The sequence below is a fragment of the Streptomyces sp. NPDC059787 genome, from assembly GCF_042732315.1.
Taxonomy (GTDB): Bacteria; Actinomycetota; Actinomycetes; order Streptomycetales; family Streptomycetaceae; genus Streptomyces; species Streptomyces atrovirens.
On sequence record NZ_JBHWHX010000056.1, the window covers coordinates 1 to 19,807 of the forward strand.

Annotated in this window: 18 protein-coding genes and 1 pseudogene; 9 read left to right on the forward strand and 10 right to left on the reverse strand. The window is 71.6% G+C overall.

The genetic code is table 11. From position 1 onward, the window contains the following. Positions 1–126: 126 nt before the first annotated feature. On the reverse strand, positions 127–1,422 hold the full coding sequence (locus tag ACFV5H_RS33010) for a hypothetical protein (RefSeq protein WP_385198518.1): 1,296 nt from the start codon (positions 1,420–1,422) through the stop codon (positions 127–129). 330 nt (positions 1,423–1,752) lie between these two features. On the opposite strand from ACFV5H_RS33010, the gene folP reads away from it, so the two are divergent. The 5 genes from folP (at position 1,753) to ACFV5H_RS33035 (ending at position 4,936) form a co-directional block, all read left to right on the forward strand. Further along, on the forward strand, positions 1,753–2,658 hold the full coding sequence (folP, locus tag ACFV5H_RS33015; protein ID WP_385198519.1) for a dihydropteroate synthase: 906 nt from the start codon (positions 1,753–1,755) through the stop codon (positions 2,656–2,658). After that, the gene (locus ACFV5H_RS33020) at positions 2,655–3,158 is read left to right on the forward strand and encodes a nuclear transport factor 2 family protein (RefSeq protein WP_385058277.1); all 504 of its coding nucleotides are present in this window, start codon (positions 2,655–2,657) and stop codon (positions 3,156–3,158) included. Before folP ends, ACFV5H_RS33020 begins: the two co-directional genes overlap by 4 nt. Before the next feature lie 261 nt (positions 3,159–3,419). Further along, positions 3,420–3,779, forward strand: coding sequence for a dihydroneopterin aldolase (gene folB, locus ACFV5H_RS33025; RefSeq protein ID WP_073936733.1), 360 nt, complete (start codon positions 3,420–3,422; stop codon positions 3,777–3,779). Beyond that, a complete protein-coding gene (folK, locus tag ACFV5H_RS33030) occupies positions 3,776–4,387 on the forward strand; it encodes a 2-amino-4-hydroxy-6-hydroxymethyldihydropteridine diphosphokinase (protein ID WP_385058275.1) in 612 nt (203 codons plus the stop codon). The genes folB and folK overlap by 4 nt, the downstream gene beginning before the upstream one ends. Before the next feature lie 60 nt (positions 4,388–4,447). Beyond that, complete coding sequence (locus ACFV5H_RS33035) at positions 4,448–4,936, forward strand: DUF3180 domain-containing protein (protein WP_385058273.1); 489 nt, start codon at positions 4,448–4,450, stop codon at positions 4,934–4,936. A 144-nt stretch (positions 4,937–5,080) separates the two neighbouring features. Here ACFV5H_RS33035 and folE read toward each other — a convergent pair whose 3' ends face one another. The 6 genes from folE to dacB form a co-directional block, all read right to left on the reverse strand. Next, the gene (gene folE / locus ACFV5H_RS33040) at positions 5,081–5,686 is read right to left on the reverse strand and encodes a GTP cyclohydrolase I FolE (protein ID WP_385058271.1); all 606 of its coding nucleotides are present in this window, start codon (positions 5,684–5,686) and stop codon (positions 5,081–5,083) included. A 141-nt stretch (positions 5,687–5,827) separates the two neighbouring features. Beyond that, on the reverse strand, positions 5,828–7,867 hold the full coding sequence (gene ftsH, locus ACFV5H_RS33045; protein WP_073936729.1) for an ATP-dependent zinc metalloprotease FtsH: 2,040 nt from the start codon (positions 7,865–7,867) through the stop codon (positions 5,828–5,830). Between the two features lie 187 nt (positions 7,868–8,054). Beyond that, positions 8,055–8,615, reverse strand: a complete 561-nt coding sequence (gene hpt / locus ACFV5H_RS33050; protein ID WP_030863364.1) for a hypoxanthine phosphoribosyltransferase — start codon at positions 8,613–8,615, stop codon at positions 8,055–8,057. A 68-nt stretch (positions 8,616–8,683) separates the two neighbouring features. Beyond that, entirely contained in the window at positions 8,684–9,709 is a 1,026-nt protein-coding gene (gene tilS / locus ACFV5H_RS33055) for a tRNA lysidine(34) synthetase TilS (protein ID WP_385198520.1), read from the reverse strand. A gap of 192 nt (positions 9,710–9,901) precedes the next feature. Then, positions 9,902–11,044, reverse strand: coding sequence for a zinc-dependent metalloprotease (locus tag ACFV5H_RS33060; RefSeq protein ID WP_385198522.1), 1,143 nt, complete (start codon positions 11,042–11,044; stop codon positions 9,902–9,904). 326 nt (positions 11,045–11,370) lie between these two features. After that, on the reverse strand, positions 11,371–12,996 hold the full coding sequence (gene dacB / locus ACFV5H_RS33065; RefSeq protein ID WP_385198523.1) for a D-alanyl-D-alanine carboxypeptidase/D-alanyl-D-alanine-endopeptidase: 1,626 nt from the start codon (positions 12,994–12,996) through the stop codon (positions 11,371–11,373). A 79-nt stretch (positions 12,997–13,075) separates the two neighbouring features. Here dacB and ACFV5H_RS33070 point away from each other — a divergent pair, with 79 nt between their 5' ends. Both ACFV5H_RS33070 and ACFV5H_RS33075 read left to right on the forward strand, forming a co-directional pair. Further along, positions 13,076–13,567 (forward strand): inorganic diphosphatase, encoded by a 492-nt coding sequence (locus ACFV5H_RS33070; protein WP_030828087.1) that lies wholly within the window; start codon positions 13,076–13,078, stop codon positions 13,565–13,567. Positions 13,568–13,705: 138 nt separating this feature from the next. Then, the gene (locus ACFV5H_RS33075; protein ID WP_385198524.1) at positions 13,706–15,400 is read left to right on the forward strand and encodes a threonine/serine exporter ThrE family protein; all 1,695 of its coding nucleotides are present in this window, start codon (positions 13,706–13,708) and stop codon (positions 15,398–15,400) included. Between the two features lie 135 nt (positions 15,401–15,535). Here the strand turns inward: ACFV5H_RS33075 and ACFV5H_RS33080 are convergent, their stop codons facing one another. Beyond that, entirely contained in the window at positions 15,536–16,408 is an 873-nt protein-coding gene (locus ACFV5H_RS33080; RefSeq protein WP_385058261.1) for a DedA family protein, read from the reverse strand. Between the two features lie 189 nt (positions 16,409–16,597). Further along, the gene (locus ACFV5H_RS33085; RefSeq protein ID WP_385054278.1) at positions 16,598–17,359 is read right to left on the reverse strand and encodes a MerR family transcriptional regulator; all 762 of its coding nucleotides are present in this window, start codon (positions 17,357–17,359) and stop codon (positions 16,598–16,600) included. Between the two features lie 101 nt (positions 17,360–17,460). Between ACFV5H_RS33085 and ACFV5H_RS33090 the strand changes: the two genes are divergently transcribed. Both ACFV5H_RS33090 and ACFV5H_RS33095 read left to right on the forward strand, forming a co-directional pair. Further along, complete coding sequence (locus tag ACFV5H_RS33090) at positions 17,461–18,738, forward strand: ion channel protein (RefSeq protein ID WP_385198525.1); 1,278 nt, start codon at positions 17,461–17,463, stop codon at positions 18,736–18,738. A gap of 60 nt (positions 18,739–18,798) precedes the next feature. After that, positions 18,799–18,945, forward strand: a pseudogene (locus ACFV5H_RS33095) (glutamate decarboxylase); the annotation flags it as partial. Between the two features lie 183 nt (positions 18,946–19,128). Here ACFV5H_RS33095 and ACFV5H_RS33100 read toward each other — a convergent pair. Beyond that, a complete protein-coding gene (locus tag ACFV5H_RS33100; RefSeq protein WP_385054285.1) occupies positions 19,129–19,770 on the reverse strand; it encodes a PadR family transcriptional regulator in 642 nt (213 codons plus the stop codon). Between the last annotated feature and the right edge of the window lie 37 nt (positions 19,771–19,807).

Consider the following 19,807-nt stretch of genomic DNA (forward strand, 5'->3'; position numbering starts at 1 on the left):
TCTATTCATCCTGACCCCGCAAACCGTGTTGACTTATGGACTGGTGGGTTCGTTTTTGTTTATACGACCCTGGACGGGGCCCCGCGCACACCGCGCGGGGCCCGTTCGGCGTTCCGGTGCACCGGGTCAGGAGACCGCGCTGCGCAGGCCCTCGACGTCGATGTGTTCCGTCTCGTCGTGTGCCGTCAGGTCGATGACCTGGCCGACGCCGTGTGCCTCCTCGTCGGCGGGCTTGAACCGCGCCTCGGCCTCCGCCTTGTGCAGCGCGAGCGCCTCCTGGCCGACGACGTCGGCGAGGTCCTCGTTCTGCACGGTGTCCAGGGTGGCGCCGTCCGTGTCCTTCTTCGTCCCGAAGAAGTCGAAGCCACCCTCGGACACCGGCCGCCGTACCGGTGCGGTCGGCGGTACGACCGCCACCGCCGTCGGCACGGTGAAGTGCCCGGAGGGCTGCCGCACGGACTGGGCCGGAGGAGCGGCCGGCGCGGGGGAGTCGGCGGTCGTACGCTCGTGCCCGTCGACCGCCTCGGTCTGCCCTTCGGCCTCGACCTCGGCCTCGTCCTCCTGCGCCTGTTCCCGCTCGGACCGCTTCGTGGGCTCGGGTCCGTCGTCCTCGGGGCCCTCGGAGGCGTCGTCGCCCTTCGGGGAGCCGTCGCCCTTCGGGGAGCCGTCGCCCTTCGGCATGTCACCGGTCCGGGCGTCGTCGTCGGCCTGCCCGGACGCCACGTCGGCCCGTACGTCCGTGTCGACGCCGTCCTCTACGGCGTCCGCGTCGGCGGCGAGCCGCGCCAGTGCCGCGTCGGCGCGCAGGAACAGCTTCGCCCCCTCCGGCGAGAAGACGGACGGAGCCGTCGGCGTCTCCTCGGCGACGGCCTCGTCCCGCTCCGCCGCCCCTGACTTCGCCTGCTCCGGCACCTCCGCGTCCTCGGGCGCCGCCGACGGTCCCGCCGGCAGCGCGCGGACCGGAACAGAGGCCTCTATCTCGAGCACCCGGCGTTCCTCCAGGACGCTCGCCCGGTCGACCTCCGACGCGGCGTACCGCCGCAGCAGAGCCGCGTGCTCGTTGCGCAGCCCGGCGAGTTCCGCGCGCTTGGCGCGCAACCGCTGCTCCAGTTTCGCCCGCAGCTCGCGCGACTCCTCGAGGTCGGACTCCAGTTCGGCGACCCGCTCCTCGAAACGCCATTCGTCGCTCGCACGCGCGCGCGTGAGATCGGCGACGCGTTTGCCCGCCTGGGCGTCCCAGTGCCGCATGACGACGGCGCCCGCGATCGCCGTGACCGCGGCGGTCGCGGCCAGGACACGAAGCACCATCGGTTGCGTGAACACCCAGGGCCCCAGGGCGCAGACGACGGACACGCCTGCGATCGCCGACGGGGGCAGCATCCTGTGCAGAGGCGGGGAATGACGGTGACGTCCACGTGGCATGGCCAGAAACTTACCGCGCGTAGGCGAATGATGGTGCCCCGCCCCGTAAAAACAAAGCCACGCCGAGGATTTCACAGGGCATCAGGGAACGCGCATCACACGTGAATAGACGTATTGCCCAATTATCAAGATCGTTTATTGCCCCGTGAACCACCCGCCGAACTCCGCCCGGCGAACTCCGCGTATCCCGGCCGCCCTGCCGGGCAGCCGTCCGCACCCCGTCGCCGCTGCGCCAATGCGCCGAACGGCCTCCACGGCACCCCGCAGGCTCCCGGACGTCCCGCCCGGCCCGAGGCGTACCCCGGCCCCTTACGGGCCTACGCTGAACATATGAGCAACCACAGCGGACGCCGCCAGGTCGCGGGCCTTCCTCACTGGGACCGCTGCGCGGTCATGGGAGTCGTGAACGTCACCCCCGACTCCTTCTCCGACGGCGGCCGCTGGTTCGACACGACGACCGCCGTCAAGCACGGCCTCGACCTGGTCGCCCAGGGCGCCGACCTGGTCGACGTCGGCGGCGAGTCCACCCGGCCCGGCGCCACCCGCGTCGACGAGGCCGAGGAGCTCAGGCGCGTCATCCCCGTGGTCCGCGGCCTCGCCGCCGAGGGCGTCACCATCTCCGTCGACACCATGCGCGCCTCCGTCGCCGAACAGTCCCTCGCGGCCGGTGCCGCCCTGGTCAACGACGTCAGCGGCGGACTCGCCGATCCGGCCATGATCCCCGTCGTCGCCGCCGCCGGCGCCCCCTTCGTCGTCATGCACTGGCGCGGCTTCCTGGAGGGCGGCAACATCGAGGGCGTGTACGCCGACGTGGTCACGGAGGTCGCCGAGGAACTGCGCGCGCGCGTGGAGGCCGTCCTGGAAGGCGGGATCGCCGCCGACCGTGTGATCGTCGACCCCGGCCTCGGCTTCTCCAAGGGCGCCGACCACGACCTGGCCCTGCTCGCCCGCCTCGACCACGTCCTGGCCCTCGGCCACCCGGTGCTCGTCGCCGCCTCCCGCAAGCGGTTCCTCGGCCGTGTCCTGGCCGGTCCGGACGGCGCGGCCCCGCCCGCGCGGGAGCGCGACGCGGCCACCGCCGCCGTCTCCGCCCTCGCCGCACAGGCCGGCGCCTGGGCGGTCCGCGTGCACGAGGTACGCGCCACCGCGGACGCCGTACGGGTCACCCGCGCCGTGGCGCAGGCGCGCACCACACCCCCCGAACCCGGCGCGCACGGCGCAGAAGGAGCCCGGTGAGCGCACCCCACACCGATGTCGAGCACGTCGAGGCCGCCAACACCGCCTTCTACGAGGCGCTCGAAAGGGGCGACTTCGAAGAGGTCGCGTCGCTCTGGCTGACCCCCGGCGACCTCGGCGTCGACGAGTCGTACCACGACCCCGCGGACACCGGCGTGGTCTCCTGCGTGCACCCCGGCTGGCCCGTGCTCACCGGACGCGGCGAGGTGCTCAGGTCGTACGCCCTGATCATGGCGAACACCGACTACATCCAGTTCTTCCTCACCGACACGCATGTCTCCGTCACCGGCGACACCGCCCTGGTGACGTGCACCGAGAACATCCTCAGCGGCGGCCCCGCCCCCGAGGCCGGTGAGGAGCTCGGCCCCCTGGTCGGCCAGCTCGTCGTGGCCACCAACGTGTTCCGGCGCACTCCGTCCGGCTGGAAGCTCTGGTCCCACCACGCCTCCCCGGTCCTCGCCGAGGAAGAGGACGGCGAGGACGACGACACCCCGGCCTGAAGGGGTAGACGGACCTCATGGCCTCTCCACCCCTCACCGGAAGTGGTGGGAATCACGACGGGGCGGGCAGGGGCGGCCACCGCCCTGTGGGCCCCCGGCCTCCCCAGGGGAAACGGACGGTGAGATCCCCGGCCACCGGCCCGCCCCCGCACCCCCGGGCCACCGGTGCTGTCGGTGCCCGCGGGTAGATTCGAATGCAGGCCGGTGTGCCGTCCGCACAGGCACCGACCGGCCGGACCGACGACTGCAGGAGTGATTCGCGTGGATCGTGTCGCGCTGCGCGGCCTGAAGGCCCGCGGGCACCACGGTGTATTCCCCAAGGAACGCGAGGATGGCCAGACCTTCATCGTGGACCTCGTCCTCGGCCTGGACACCCGGCCGGCCGCGGCCGACGACGACCTGACGAAGACCGTGCACTACGGCATCGTGGCCGAGGAGGTCGTGGCGGTCGTCCAGGGCGAGCCGCTCAACCTCATCGAGACGCTCGCCGAGCACATCGCCCAGGTCTGTCTGAAGCACGACGTGGTGCAGGAGGTCGAGGTGTGCGTCCACAAGCCGGACGCGCCGATCACCGTGCCCTTCGACGACGTGACCGTCACCATCACCCGGAGCCGCGTATGACCAGGCCGTCCACCCAGGGCCAGACCGACCCGACCGTCCAGCCCGTCCCCGCCTCCGTGGTCGAGCGGGTCGACGCCGCCGACACCACCCTGCACAATCCGAAACGGGCCGTGGTCTCCCTCGGTGCCAACCTCGGCAACCGCCTGGAGACCCTCCAGGGGGCCGTCGACGCCCTGGAGGACACCCCGGGCATCCGGGTCAAGGCCGTCTCCCCCGTGTACGAGACGGAGCCGTGGGGCGTCGAGCCCGGCAGCCAGCCCTCGTACTTCAACGCGGTCGCGGTGCTGAAGACCACCCTGCCCCCGTCCTCCCTGCTGGAGCGGGCGCACGCGGTCGAGGAGGCCTTCCACCGGGTCCGGGACGAGCGCTGGGGCCCGCGCACCCTGGACGTGGACATCGTCTCGTACGCGGATCTCCACTCCGACGACCCGCAGCTCACTCTCCCGCACCCGCGCGCCCACGAGCGCGCCTTCGTGCTCGCCCCCTGGCACGACGTCGACCCCGAGGCGGAACTGCCCGGCCGCGGGCCGGTCGCCGATCTCCTCGGCGCGGTCACCCGTGAGGGCGTCACACCCCGCGCGGACCTGGAACTCCGGCTGCCCGAGTAGCCGTTAAGGTCGACACGACCACATTCCGGGGCACCGTCCGGGGGAACGCGAAGGGACACCGTGAAAGAGCTGCGCATCAGGGTGCTGGCAGGCGTCTTCGTCGTGGCCGGGATCCTGTCCTGGGCCGGCGCCCGCCTCTGGAACTCCTTGGGCACCCTTCCGAGCGTGCCCGTGGCCGCGCCCATCGTCCTCGCCCTGATCGCGGTGGTCCTCGCGGCCACCGCGCTGTCCATCCGCGCCCGCCTCAAGGCCCAGCGCGAGCGGCAGGCCGACGCCAAGGGCGTCGACCCCCTGATGGCCGCCCGCGCGGTCGTGTTCGGGCAGGCCAGCGCCCTGGTGGCCGCGCTCGTCGCCGGCATGTACGGCGGCACGGGCGTCTTCCTGCTGGAGTCCCTGGACGTCCCCGCCCGCCGTGACCAGGCCATCTACGCCGGCTTCTCGGTCCTGGCGGGCATCGGCGTCATAGCGGCGGCCATCTTCCTGGAGCGCGTCTGCAAGCTCCCGGAGGACGACGACACCAACGGTCCGGGCACGGCACCGGTGGCATGAGGCGCACCCGCGTCGGCCCGGGGCCACAGACACACCCGCACCGACGCGGAGCCTCGTCCCACCTGCGTCAGCCCTGAGCCTCAGACCCACCCGCACCCACATCGGCCCAGGGCCTCAAGCGCGCCCGTGTCGGCGCGCGGTGCGTCAGCGCGCCATGATCAGGCTCATCGCCTCGTTGCGCGTCGTTGCGTCCCGCAACTGACCGCGTACGGCCGAGGTGAGGGTCTTCGCACCGGGCTTGCGGATGCCCCGCATCGACATGCACATGTGCTCGCACTCCACGACCACGATCACCCCGCGCGGCTCCAGGATGTCCATCAGGGAGTCCGCGATCTGCGTGGTGAGCCGTTCCTGCACCTGCGGGCGGCGGGCGTAGACGTCCACCAGCCGGGCCAGCTTGGACAGTCCCGTGATCTTCCCGCTGGTGGCCGGGATGTACCCGACGTGCGCCACGCCCCGGAACGGCACCAGATGGTGCTCACAGGTCGAGTACACCTCGATGTCCTTGACCAGCACCATCTCGTCGTGACCGAGGTCGAACGTCGTCGTCAGCACGTCCTCGGGCTTCTGCCACAGCCCCGCGAATATCTCCCGGTACGCCCGCGCCACCCGCGCCGGTGTCTCCAGCAGCCCCTCCCGGTCGGGGTCCTCGCCGACGGCGATCAGAAGCTCACGTACGGCGTTCCGGGCCCGCTTCTCGTCGAACTCGCCGATGGTGGCCATGCCGTCCAGCGTCACGGGGTCGGTCATGTGGGTGCCTCGTTCCTGTGCCTTCACGCGTGAGGGCACGCGTCTCAACTGCGGGTACGCAAAATGCCGCGCCCCCCAGGCTAGAACCTGGGGGGCGCGGCATCCATTCCGGGCCCGGTGGGGCCACCGGGAGCCTCGGGATCAGCTCTCGGGGCGTTCCTCCGGGGTCCGCTCCGGCGCCGGGGCGGGGTCCGCCGCGGTGCTCTTGGCGGTGGTGATGGCCGGCGTCGCGCCGTTCGCCCCGTTCGTCAGTGCCAGCTCCTTGGGGGAGAGGACCGGCGGGCGGGTGGACGGCGTACGGCGGGAGGAGCCGGTCCAGGCGGGCCTGGGCGGGCGCTTGACGATCGGCGCGAAGATCTCGGCGATCTCCTCCTTGCCCAGCGTCTCCCGCTCCAGGAGGGCCAGGACCAGGTTGTCGAGGACGTCACGGTTCTCGACGAGGATCTCCCACGCCTCGTTGTGCGCGGTCTCGATGAGCTTCTTGACCTCTTCGTCGACCAGCGCGGCGACCTCTTCCGAGTAGTCGCGCTGGTGAGCCATCTCACGCCCGAGGAACGGCTCGGAGTTGTCGCCGCCGAACTTGATGGCGCCGAGCCGCTCGGTCATGCCGTACTGCGTGACCATCGCACGGGCCACACCGGTGGCCTTCTCGATGTCGTTGGCGGCACCGGTGGTCGGGTCGTGGAAGACGAGCTCCTCGGCCGCACGGCCGCCCAGCATGTAGGCGAGCTGGTCCAGCATCTCGTTGCGCGTGGTCGAGTACTTGTCCTCGTCCGGGAGCACCATCGTGTAGCCGAGGGCACGGCCCCGGGAGAGGATCGTGATCTTGTGGACGGGGTCGGAGTTCGGGGAGGCCGCCGCCACCAGGGCGTGTCCGCCCTCGTGGTACGCGGTGATCTTCTTCTCCTTGTCCGACATGATCCGGGTCCGCTTCTGCGGGCCCGCGACCACACGGTCGATCGCCTCGTCCAGCATCTTGTTGTCGATCAGCTTCTGATCGCTGCGCGCGGTCAGCAGCGCGGCCTCGTTCAGCACGTTGGCCAGGTCGGCACCGGTCATGCCGGGGGTGCGGCGGGCGACGGCCGACAGGTCGACGTCCGGGGCGACCGGCTTGCCCTTCTGGTGCACCTTGAGGATCTCGAGGCGGCCCTGCATGTCCGGGCGGTCGACCGCGATCTGGCGGTCGAAGCGGCCGGGACGCAGCAGCGCCGGGTCGAGGATGTCGGGCCGGTTCGTCGCGGCGATGAGGATCACGCCGCCCTTGACGTCGAAGCCGTCCATCTCGACGAGGAGCTGGTTCAGGGTCTGCTCACGCTCGTCGTGACCACCGCCGAGGCCGGCGCCGCGGTGGCGGCCGACCGCGTCGATCTCGTCGACGAAGACGATCGCGGGGGCGTTGGCCTTGGCCTGCTCGAACAGGTCACGGACCCGGGAGGCACCGACACCGACGAACATCTCGACGAAGTCGGAACCGGAGATCGAGTAGAACGGCACACCGGCCTCGCCCGCGACGGCACGCGCGAGCAGGGTCTTACCGGTACCGGGCGGGCCGTAGAGCAGGACGCCCTTGGGGATCTTCGCCCCGACGGCCTGGAACTTCGCCGGCTCCTGCAGGAACTCCTTGATCTCGTGGAGCTCCTCCACCGCCTCGTCCGATCCCGCGACGTCGGAGAACGTCGTCTTCGGGGTGTCCTTGGTGATGAGCTTCGCCTTGGACTTGCCGAAGTTCATCACGCGGGAGCCGCCGCCCTGCATCTGATTCATCAGGAACAGGAAGACGACCACGATGAGGACGAAGGGCAGCAGGGACAGCAGAATGCTCACGAACGCGTTCTGCTTGGACGGCGAGACCGTGTAGCCGTCCGGGATCTGCTTGTTCTGGAACTTGTCCTGCAGCGTGCTGGCGATGGTGACGCCCTGGTCGCCGATGTAGCTCGCCTGGATCTTCGAGCTGTCCTTGACCTCGACGCCGTCCTTGAGCTGGACCTTGATGATCTGCTCGTCGCCGGTGGTCAGCTTGGCCGACTCGACCTTGTTCTCATTGATCGCCTGGACGACCTCGCCGGTGTCCACCGTCTTGTAGCCGCCGGACGAGCCGACGACCTGCATCAACACGACCACGGCGAGGACGGCCAGCACGATCCACATGACCGGCCCACGGAAGTATCGCTTCACGTCCATCCATACGGAGCGGTGCCGCCCCGTCCCTCCTGCCATAGTGAGTTTGATAAAGGCTGTTCTTCGGACGGTACCCCAGCTTTGTCCCCCGAAGCTGCGGGGGACAGCCGGCAATCGCGTCCACGCATGCTCCAACGCCGCGGAGCCCGCCGGGGTTCCCGATCACGTACGGCGGGCCCGGCCCCGGGGTTCAGCCGCCGTAGACGTGAGGCGCGAGCGTACCGACGAACGGGAGGTTGCGGTACTTCTCGGCGTAGTCGAGGCCGTAGCCGACGACGAACTCGTTGGGAATGTCGAAGCCGACCCATTCCACGTCGATGGCGACCTTGGCGGCATCGGGCTTGCGCAGCAGCGTGCACACCTTGAGGGAGGCGGGCTCGCGCGAGCCGAGGTTGGAGATCAGCCAGGACAGGGTCAGTCCGGAGTCGATGATGTCCTCGACGATCAGGACGTGCCGGCCCTTGATGTCGGTGTCGAGGTCCTTGAGGATCCGCACCACACCGGAGGACTGGGTGCCCGCCCCGTACGAGGACACGGCCATCCAGTCCATCGTGACGGGGGTGGACAGCGCCCGAGCGAGGTCGGCCATCACCATCACCGCGCCCTTGAGCACGCCGACGATCAGCAGGTCCTTGCCCGCGTACTCCGCGTCGATCTTCGCGGCCAGCTCCGCCAGCTTGGCGTCGATCTCTTCCTTGGTGATGAGTACCTTCTCGAGGTCGGCACCCATGTCTTTCGCGTCCACCCGCATCACTTTCGGTCGTCCCACCGGCCGGTCCGGTCCGTCCCGCGACTCGTACGGGTCGGTGGGGTCCGGATTCAGCCCTGCCGAATCACCAGTCTGCCACCCTGCCGGCGGGCCACGACCCGGCCGGGGAGATTGATGGCCCCCTGACCGCGCCAGCCGGTGATCAGCCGGTCGACTTCCTCGATGTGGCGGGCGAACAGCGAACCGGCCGGCGCGCCGGCCTCGATGGCGGCGCGGCGCAGCACACGGCGGCGTACGGCGGGCGGCAGGTCGTGCAGTGCGGCGCACTCCAGGCGGCCGTCGGCGTCGCGGACGCCGGCCTCGGCCCGGCCGGCCCAGGCGTCGAGGGCGTCCGCGTCGTCCCGGGAGAGCTGGGCCGTACGGGCGAGGGCCTCGACGACGCCCTTGCCGAGGGCCTTCTCCAGGGCGGGCAGGCCCTCGTGGCGGAGCCGGGAGCGGGTGTAGGCGGGGTCGGCGTTGTGCGGGTCGTCCCAGACGGGCAGGGACTGGACCATGCAGGCCTTGCGGGCGGTCTGCCGGTCGAGCTGGAGGAAGGGGCGCCGGTAACGGCCGTCGGCCCCCGAGACCGCGGCCATTCCGGACAGGGAGCGGATGCCGGAGCCGCGGGCGAGGCCGAGCAGGACGGTCTCGGCCTGGTCGTCGCGGGTGTGGCCGAGCAGGACGGCGGTGGCGCCGTGCCGTTCGGCGGCGGCGTCCAGGGCGGCGTAACGGGCGTCCCGGGCGGCGGCCTCCGGGCCGCCGCCCCGGCCGACGGTGACAGCGGTGGACTCGACGGGGTCGAGGCCGAGTTCGCGCAGGCGCGAGGCGACTTCGGCGGCGCGCAGGTCGGAGCCGGCCTGGAGGCCGTGGTCGACGGTGACGCCGCCGGCGCGGACGCCGAGACGGGGGGCTTCGAAGGCGAGGGCGGAGGCGAGCGCCATGGAGTCGGCGCCGCCGGAGCAGGCCACGAGCACGAGCGGGGAGGGCGGCTGCTCGTGCGGTGCGCGGCCGGGGGCTCGGCCGTGGTCGTCGAGGATGTCGGTCAGGACGCGGCGGACCGCCAGGCGTATCGCCGCGACCGCAGGATGGGGACCCATGTCCGGTTCCCTTCATGAAGTTGTCGGGGGGTGAGCCCGAGGTTCGGTCACTCAGAGTGTGTAGATGGTGACAGAACCGGGCCGTTCCCCGAGCATTGCACGCCTACTCAAGGCTCACGGTCCCTCGGACGGGTGATTGAAGGGGCGTTCGTCTGCCGTCGGCCGTGTGCGGCGCATGACGGTGCGCGGTGCTCAGGCTTCCGGTTTGCGGTGCACCCGTGTGATCCAGTCCGCCGGTTTGGCGATCTCCGCCTTGGTGGGGAGCGTGTTGGGCGAGGTCCACACCCGGTTGAAGCCGTCCATGCCGACCTCCTCGACGACGGCGCGCACGAAGCGTTCGCCGTCGCGGTACTGGCGGAGCTTGGCGTCCAGGCCGAGCAGCTTGCGCAGGGCCATGTCCAGGCGGGAGGCGCCCTTGGCGCGGCGCTGCTGGAACTTCTCGCGGATCTCGGCGACGCTCGGCACGACCTCGGGGCCGACACCGTCCATCACGAAGTCGGCGTGGCCCTCCAGCAGGGACATCACGGCGGTGAGCCGGCCGAGGATCTCACGCTGGGCGGGGGTCTGCACGAGTTCGACGAGGGAACGCCCCTCGTCGCCCTCGTCGCCCTCCTCGCCCTCGGGACGCCCTCCGGCGAGCGACTGGGCGGCCTCACGGACGCGTTCCAGGACGGTCATGGGGTCGACGTCGGTCTCCCCCAGGAACGACTGGATCTCGCCCTCCAGGTGGTCGCGCAGCCAGGGCACGGCGGTGAACTGGGTGCGGTGGGTCTCCTCGTGGAGGGTCACCCACAGGCGGAAGTCGTGGGGTTCGACGTCGAGTTCGCGTTCGACGTGGACGATGTTGGGGGCGACGAGCAGCAGCCGGCCGGCGCCGTTCGCACCGGCCGGGAGGTCGCGGGTGGCGGGGGCGAAGGTCTCGTACTGGCCGAGGACGCGGGAGGCGAGGAAGGACAGCAGCATGCCCAGCTCCACGCCGGTGACCTTGCCGCCGACGACACCGAGGACCGCGTTGCCGGGGCTGGTGCCGCGCCGTTCCTGCATCTTGTCGAGGAGTGGTTTGAGCAGTTCGCGGAAGCCTGCGACGTTGGCCCGGACCCAGCCGGGGCGGTCGACGACGAGGACGGGGGTGTCGTGGGTCTCCTCGGTGCCCAGACGAGTGAAGCCCCGGACGTGTTCCTCCGAGGCTTTCGCGTGCCGGCGCAGTTCCGCGACGACGGCCCTGGCCTCGTCGCGGCTCACGTCGGGGCCCGGCCGCATGAGGCGGGTCGCGGTCGCGACCGCGAGATTCCAGTCGACCATCCCGGAAGAGGCAGCACCACCGATGCTCGTCATGCGTCAACGGTACGTGAGTGGCCCGGTTTCGGGCAGGACGGCGAGGTGACCGAGGTGGACCGGGGGGCCGGCGGGGCGCCGGTTCCGGGGGCTCGGTGGCCCGGCGCGAGGGCTTGGCGGCCGGGCTCGGTGGCCGCTGGGCGCGGGGGGGTGCCGTGCTTCGGTTTCCCGCCCCCGCCGCCCCGCCCCGCCCCGTCCCGTCCCGTCCCCGGGGGCTCTGCCCCCAGACCCCCGTTCGCGCGGTTCCCCGCGCCCCTTCAGGCCCAGACCCCTTCGCGCCCACGCGGCGGAGCCGCGTGTCGGTACGGCCCCGCGCCCCTCCGGGGTCAGCGGCAGCCGCAGGACGACAGGGCCGTGGCTGCCTCGTCCAGGGCGGACTGGGCTGCCGTGAGGGCGGTGGTGTCGTTCGCCAGGAAGGCGAAGGCCAGGAGGCGGCCGTCCTTGTCGACGACCGTGCCCGCCAGTGTGTTCACGCCGGTGAGCGTGCCGGTCTTGGCGCGTACGACGCCGGCCGCACCGTCGGTGTAGCGGCCGGCGAGGGTGCCGGTGAAGCCGGCGACGGGCAGGCCGGTGAGGGCGGGCCGCAGCTCGGGGTGGGCCGGGTCGCCGGCCTTGACGAGCAGGGCGGTGAGGAGGTCGGCGGTGAGTTTGTCGCGCCGGTCGAGGCCGCTGCCGTCCTTGACGTCCGCGCCCTTCGAGGACAGACCGAGGTGCTTCAGACGGGCGGTGACCGCCGCGCCGGCGCCCGCGAAGTCGGCGCTCTCGCCGGTGGCCAGGGCGGTGTGGCGGGCGAGGGCCTCGGCGAGGTCGTTGTCGCTGTTGGTCAGCATCCGCTCGACGAGGGCGGCCAGCGGGGGCGAGGAGACCGTGGCGAGCGTGGAGGCGCGGGTGGTCGCCTTCGACAGGCCGGGAGGGGTGGCTTTGACACCTCGCTCCTTCAGCAGGTCGCCGAACTTCCGCGCGGCGTCGGCCGCCGGGTCCGCGACCCGCGGGGCCGGTCCGTTGGTGGAGCCGTCGGTGCGGGCCTCGTCGACCATCAGGGGGGTGACGGCCGCGAGGTTCGGGTTGACCCCGATCGGGTGGATCGTGGTGCCCTTGTAGAGGGTCGTGTCGTACGACAGCGTCACCTCGCGCACCCCGCGCTTGGCCAGGGCGGCGGCGGTCCGCTCCGCGAGGTCGCGCAGGCTCGCGAGACCGCCGGCGTCCTTGCGGGCGGTGAGCGTGGGGTCGCCGCCGCCGACCAGGACGACCTCCCCGGTGTCGGGTTCGTACACCGCGCGGGTGGTGAGGCGGTGGTCGGCGCCCATCGCGGAGAGCGCGGCGACGGCGGTGGCGATCTTGGTGGTCGAGGCGGGGATGAGCGCGTCCCCGGAGCCGGTGCCGTAGAGCCGTTCGCCGGTGGCCACGTCGACCACGGCGGCGGAGTGGCGGCCGAGCGCCGGGTTCCTCAGCAGCGGGTCGAGGACGGCGCCGAGGGCCTTGCCGCCGGGCGCCGACTTCACGGTGGTGGCGGTGCCACCGAGGCCGGTGAGCACGGAGACGGCCGGCGGGGCGGCCTGGGGTCCGCGGGGCGGCGTACCGGCGTGGGCGCGGGTGCCGCCGTGATCTGTGCCACGCGCGGCTTCCAGGGCCACGGCCCGGTCCCGCTCGGCCGTACGCTGACCCGAGGAGTCCCAGGGACCGGCGGCGGTCACCACACCCGCGGCCAGCGCCAGACCGGCGGTGGCGGCGGTCGCGGTGAACTGCCAGGTCTTCGGCCGCGCGACTCGCGGGACCTGCGGTGATCCCGGCCGGCCCGGCCGCGCGAACCGTGGCCCGACGGCCGCGGTGACGCGCGCCAGACGCGGTCGTACGGTCTCCGCGGCCCGGGCGAGACGAGGTCGTACGGCGTCCGCGATCCGCACGACGTGCGGTCCCGCGGCCCGCCAAGGCCTCAGCTCTGGCACGACCACCAGCCCCTTTCGCGATCACACACCTGCGTGAGGGACACTTAATCACCAGAACTACGTGCTGATCATGGAGGAGCGTCCGGTGGAGTTCGACGTCACGATCGAGATCCCGAAGGGTTCGCGGAACAAGTACGAGGTGGACCACGAGACGGGTCGGATCCGCCTGGACCGTCGGCTCTTCACCTCGACCGCCTACCCGACCGACTACGGCTTCGTCGAGAACACCCTCGGCGAGGACGGCGACCCGCTGGACGCGCTGGTCATCCTGGACGAGCCGACGTTCCCGGGCTGCCTGATCCGCTGCCGCGCGATCGGCATGTTCCGGATGACGGACGAGGCCGGCGGCGACGACAAGCTGCTCTGCGTCCCGTCGACGGACCCGCGCGTGGAGCACCTGCGGGACATCCACCACGTGTCCGAGTTCGACCGCCTGGAGATCCAGCACTTCTTCGAGGTCTACAAGGACCTGGAGCCGGGCAAGTCGGTCGAGGGCGCCAACTGGGTCGGCCGGGTGGACGCCGAGGCGGAGATCGAGCGGTCCTACAAGCGTTTCAAGGAGACGGGCGGCCACTGAGCCCTCCCGCTGCGCGACGCAGAAACGGGCCGCACGCGCGCGTGCGGCCCGTTTTGCCGTGCGTGCGCATACTGAGGCTGTACGGGGCAGGCTTACGGACGGTCTCACGGACGGTGTCGTAAAGGGAGAGCGGAGCAGGTGACGGACGCGGAGGGCCGCAAGCCGCAGTCGGACGAGGCGAGGAGCGTGTTCGCGCCTCCCACCGGTGTCGTGGCGCCGGCCGAGCCGGAGTCGTCGACGACGTCCGAGTTCGCCGTCCCCGAGGGGCTGGCCGTCCCGAGGACCGGTACGGAGTCCGAGACGACCTCCGAGTTCGCCCTCCCGGAGGGTCTGGACGTGGCCCCGCCGCCCTCGGACGGGACGGAGGGGTCGGCGTTCAGCACGCCGAGCACCTACAGCGCGAAGCAGTCGGCGGCGTTCACCCCGGCGAGCGGGATCCCGCTGGTCAGCCTGGCCAAGGACGTGCCGTGGCAGGACCGGATGCGCACCATGCTGCGCATGCCGGTGACCGAGCGGCCGGCTCCGGAGCCGGTGCAGCGGCACGACGAGGCCGGTCCGGCCGTGCCGCGCGTGCTCGACCTGACCCTGCGCATCGGCGAGCTGCTGCTGGCGGGCGGCGAGGGCGCCGAGGACGTGGAGGCGGCGATGTTCGCCGTGTGCCGCTCCTACGGTCTGGACCGCTGCGAGCCCAACGTCACGTTCACCCTGCTGTCGATCTCCCACCAGCCGTCCCTGGTCGACGACCCGGTGACCGCGTCGCGCACGGTGCGGCGCCGCAGTCCCGACTACACCCGGCTGGCGGCCGTCTACCAGCTGGTGGACGACCTCAGCGACGACGAGACGCACGTCTCCCTGGAGGAGGCCTACCGCCGGCTGGCGGAGATCCGCCGCAACCGGCACCCGTACCCCGGCTGGGCGCTGACCGCGGCGAGCGGACTGCTCGCGGGAGCGGCGTCGGTGCTCGTCGGCGGTGGCTTCCTGGTGTTCGTGTCGGCCGCGGTCGGCGCGATGCTCGGCGACCGGCTGGCCTGGCTGTGCGCGGGGCGCGGGCTGCCGGAGTTCTACCAGTTCACGGTGGCCGCGATGCCGCCGGCCGCGATCGGGGTGGCGCTGACGCTGGCGCACGCGGACGTGAAGGCGTCCGCGGTGATCACCGGTGGGCTGTTCGCGCTGCTGCCCGGGCGGGCGCTGGTGGCCGGCGTGCAGGACGGCCTGACCGGCTTCTACATCACGGCGTCCGCGCGCCTGCTGGAGGTCCTGTACTTCTTCGTGGGCATCGTGGCCGGGGTGCTGACGGTGCTGTACTTCGGCGTGCAGCTGGGCGCCAGGCTGAACCCGGACGCGGCGCTCGGCGTCTCCGACGACCCGCTGTGGCAGATCGCCGCGTCGATGCTGCTGTCACTGGCCTTCGCGGTGCTGCTCCAGCAGGAACGGTCCACCGTGCTGATGGCGACCCTGAACGGCGGGGTCGCCTGGGTGGTGTACGGCGCGATGCGCTACACCGGCGACATCTCGCCGGTGGTCTCCACGACCGCGGCGGCGGGCCTCGTGGGCCTGTTCGGACAGTTGCTGGCCCGGTACCGGTTCGCGTCCGCGCTGCCGTACACCACGGCGGCGATCGGGCCGCTGCTGCCCGGTTCCGCTACGTACTTCGGTCTGCTGGGAATCGCCCAGAACGAGGTCGACTCGGGGCTGACGTCCCTCACGAAGGCCGTGGCACTGGCCATGGCCATCGCGATCGGGGTGAACCTCGGGTCGGAGATCTCGCGGATCTTCCTGCGGATCGGGTCCGCGGAGAAGCGCCGGGCGGCGAAGCGGACGCGGGGGTTCTAGCGCGGGCGCCCTTTTGGTCTCGGCGCCGTCCGGCTCGGAAGCCGGTGAGCATCGGCGGCCGCGGGCCGGTGGGGCTTGTCGCGCCCACGCGGCGGAGCCGCATATCGACACGGCCCCGCGCCCCTTTGGGGCGCTTCAGTAGCCCCGGTTGTACGGCTGCTGCTGGTTCTGGTCGTAGTACTGGTCGTTGCCGTACGGCTGCTGGGGCTGCTGCTGCGGGTAGCCCTGGTCGCCGTACGGCTGCTGGGGGTACCCCTGGTCGCCGTAGTGCTGCTGCCGGGGCTGCTGCGGGGTGGGCGGGGTGATGCGGCGCAGCTGGGTCGTGGCGTCGTCCATGACCGGGTGCTGGGGGTGCTGCGGGGCGGTGGCCGGGGTTTCGGCGGCGGCGCGCTTCTTCTTTCCGCGCTCGCGCAGGTACTCGATGATGATCGGCACCACGGAGACGAGGACGATCAGGACGAGGATCGGCTCGACGTTGGTCTTGATGAACTCGATCTGCCCGAGCCAGTAGCCCGCGAGGGTGACACCGCAGCCCCAGGCGACACCGCCGATGAGGTTGTACGTGAGGAACGTGCGGTACTTCATGCGGCCGGCGCCGGCCACGATGGGTGCGAACGTGCGCACGATCGGCACGAAGCGGGCCAGGACGATCGCCTTGGGGCCGTACTTCTCCATGAACTCGTGCGCCTTCTCCAGGTTCTCCTGTTTGAAGAGCTTGGAGTTCGGCCGGCTGAACAGCTTGGGCCCGAAGAACTTGCCGATCATGTAACCGACCTGGTCGCCGATGACGGCGGCCAGCACGATCAGCGTGCACACCAGCCACAGCGGCTGGCTGATGTAGGTGCCCTCGGCCACGAAGAGGCCCGCCGTGAACAGCAGGGAGTCACCGGGCAGGAACGCGAAGAGTCCGGACTCCGCGAAGACGATCAGCAGGATGCCGGGCAGGCTGAAGGTCTCGATCAGGTAGTCCGGGCTCAGCCACTCAGGGCCGAGCGCAAGCGTGGTCACGGGGATGTGGCTCCTGCAGCTGGGGGGTAAGGGCTGGGCTGGCTGCCCAAATTATGAACGCAGCCGTCGGGGCCCAGGTTCCGAGGGGGTACCCAGGATGCCCTGTGACCCGTCCCGGAGAAAGCTGTGAGCCGTGGTGCGGGAAGCAACCCGCAGGTCGTGGCCCGGATGTGAGCCGGGCCACGACGCTCAGGCGGTGTGCCGCGCGGCGTTGGCGAGGATCGCCTCCCTGAGGTGCTCGGCGAGACCGGGCCGCATGGAGTCGTAGTACGCCTTGAAGCGCTCGTCGGAGACGTACATCTCCGCGAAACACCTGTGCATCTCGTACGGCACCTCGAAGTACCACTTGCCGACGTGCTGCCGGTGCTCCTCGGCCAGGTCCATGGCCGCCTCGCCGGACGGCTGCCCTCCGGCGGCCACCAGGGCGGTGTACCGCTCCTGCCAGTCGTCGACCTCGGCCTGGACGCGCTTCCAGTCCTCCTTGGTGTAGCTCGCCGCGCGGCGCTGCGACTCGGCGTACGCCTCGGTGCCGCCCCAGCGTTCCTCCGCCTCCTCGGCGTACTGCTCGGGGTCCTTGTCCCCGAACACCTCGAACCTCTCCTCGGGCGTCAGATCGATCCCCATCTTGCGTGCCTCCATGGCGTGCTCCACGGCCGCCGCCATCTTCTTCAGCTTCTCGATCCGGGCGGTCAGCAGTTCGTGCTGCCGGCGCAGGTGCGCGCGCGGGTCCGCGTCCGGGTCGTCGAGCAGGACGGCGACCTCGTCGAGCGGGAAGCCGAGCTCGCGGTAGAACAGGATCTGCTGCAGCCGGTCGAGGTCGGCGTCGCCGTAGCGCCGGTGCCCCGCGTGGCTGCGCCCGCTCGGGACGAGCAGGCCGATGTCGTCGTAGTGGTGCAGGGTGCGCACGGTGACACCGGCGAATCCGGTCACCTGTCCCACGGAGTAGCTCACTTCCGCTCCCTTCTCGGTACGCGCTCCAGCCTGGGTCCTCACGCCACGTGAGATGCAAGCCGGTTACCGATCTGCCCGACTTGTCCGTTTATCGTGTGCGCGTGGCCCAGGACAGCTCGCAACAGGAACCCCCCGCCGCCCCGGCACGCGCCCTGCTGCCGACCATCGTGCCCGCGCTGTTCGTGGGCGTGGTGACGAGCCTGGTCCTGGTGGGGGTCAGCACGGCGGCCGGGGAACTGCAGGACGTGCTCTGGCAGGACCTGCCGGACGCCCTCGGCGTCGGCGGGTACTCCGTGCTGTGGATGTTCGTGGTGCTCGTCGCCACCGGGTTCGCGGTCGGACTGGTGGTGTGGAAGGTACCGGGCCACGCGGGTCCCGATCCGGCGACCACCGGTCTCGACGCGCCCGTGCTGCCGCCCGCGGTACTGCCGGGGCTGCTGCTGGCGACCGCGCTCATGCTGGCCGGCGGGCCCAGCCTGGGGCCCGAGAACCCCATCATCGCCGTGAACGTCTCGCTGGCGGTCTGGGCGGGCCTCAGGACCTTCCCGCAGACCCGGGAACAGAGCTGGGCGGCGCTGGCGGAGGCCGGCACGATCGGCGCGCTGTTCGGCACGCCGGTCGCCGCCGCGCTGGTCATCTCCGAGGCGCTGGCCGGGCAGCCGATCAAGGGGCGGCTGTGGGACAGCCTCTTCGCACCGCTGGCCGCCGCCGGGGCCGGCGCGCTCACCATCTCCCTGGTGTCGGAGCCGAGCTTCGATCTCCGGCTGCCGCCGTTCGGGCGGCCCGGCTGGGGCGACCTGCTGGCGTCCCTCGTGGTGGCCTCGGTGGGCGCGGTGCTCGGCATGTGCGCCGTGTACGCCTTCCCGTACGTCCACGGGGCCTTCGCGCGGCTGCGGCACCCGATGCTGATGCTTCCGGCCGGTGGCGTGGTGCTGGGCGCCCTGGCGGCACTGGGCGGGCACCTGACCCTGTTCAAGGGGCTCGACGAGATCGCGGTCCTGGCGCGCGATCCCGACGGCTGGTCGGCGGGCGAGTTCGCCACGATGACGGTGGTGAAGCTGGCCGCGCTGCTCGTCGCCGCGTCCTGCGGCTTCCGGGGCGGACGGATCTTCCCGGCGGTGTTCGTCGGCACCGCGCTCGGGCTGTGCGCGCACGCCCTGGTGCCCGGGGTGCAGCCGGCGGTGGGCGTGTCGGCGGGGGTGCTGGGGGTCCTGCTGGCCATCACCCGGCAGGGCTGGGTGAGCCTGTTCGTCGCCGCCGTCCTGGTCGTCTCCCCCGGCATCCTCGTCCTCCTGTGCATCGCGTCGCTGCCGGCCTGGCTGCTGGTGACGGGGCGCCCGCTGATGCAGCTGCGGGAGGACGGGACAGCCGCGCGATGACCTTCCCCCGCCTCTCCTCGCTCCCGTCACTCCCGTCGCTCCCGAGATCAAGGAGCTCCCATGCCGCTCCACAAAGGCCCGCAGCACGACGGGCACCCCGTGTCCGTCAACCCCTTGCCGGGGCCTGCCGATCCGGTCGGGGACATGACCGAGGCGCCGCCCGAGCACCGGCTGCCCGACGCGCCCATGGCGCCCTCGACGGCGTGGTGCACCGTGCCGCGCGCGACCGTCAGGTCGAGCCCGTCCAGCGCGGGGCCACTGCTGCCGCACCCGTATGTCCTGTGTGCTTTCCCGACGGTGACCGCCGCGTCGGACACTCACATCCCCTCGCTAGTCAAAGTTGACTATTCGCTCGACCGTAATGCCCGCGAGACTTCTGGTCAAACTTGATCAGCGATCGTCCCCGGGGTGCCGCTCCCCCGTCCCGTACGGGTTCTCCTCGCCCTCGGCCAGTACGCCGACGAACGGCTCGCCCTCACCGGCGAAGGTGTAGGCGCCGCCCCGGATGCGCTCGATGAGGGAACGGGTCCACTCGGCGCCGGTGTCGGCGGAGTGGACCCAGAAGTCCATGATCTCCCCGATGTGGCCGAGCCGACCGGGGCCGCCCTCGGGCGTGTAGTACTCGGTGACGGCCTTGCGCCACTCCCCGATCGCACGCATCCGCTGCTCGAGCAGCGCGAGGGCCTCCGCGCGCTCCAGGTCGACCATCAGGCCGAGCCCCGCCGAGAGCACGTCCGGCTTCTGGTCGTAGGAGGTCAGGGCCTCCCGCAGCAGCCGGAAGAACTCCTCGGTGCCCTGCTCGGTGATCTCGTACTCCGTGCGCGGCGGGCCGCCGGCCGTGGACGGCGCGATCTCGTGCGCGTGCAGCAGCCCCTGCTTCGCCATCTGCTTCAGCGCGTGGTAGATCGAGCCGGGCTTGGCGTTGGACCACTCGTGCGCGCCCCAGTACTCCAGGTCGTTGCGCACCTGGTACCCGTGGGCCCGCCCGTGCTGGCGCACCGCGCCGAGCACCAGGAGACGGATCACTGACATGTGCCCAGCGTAGGACCCCCGGGACCGGCCCCGGGGG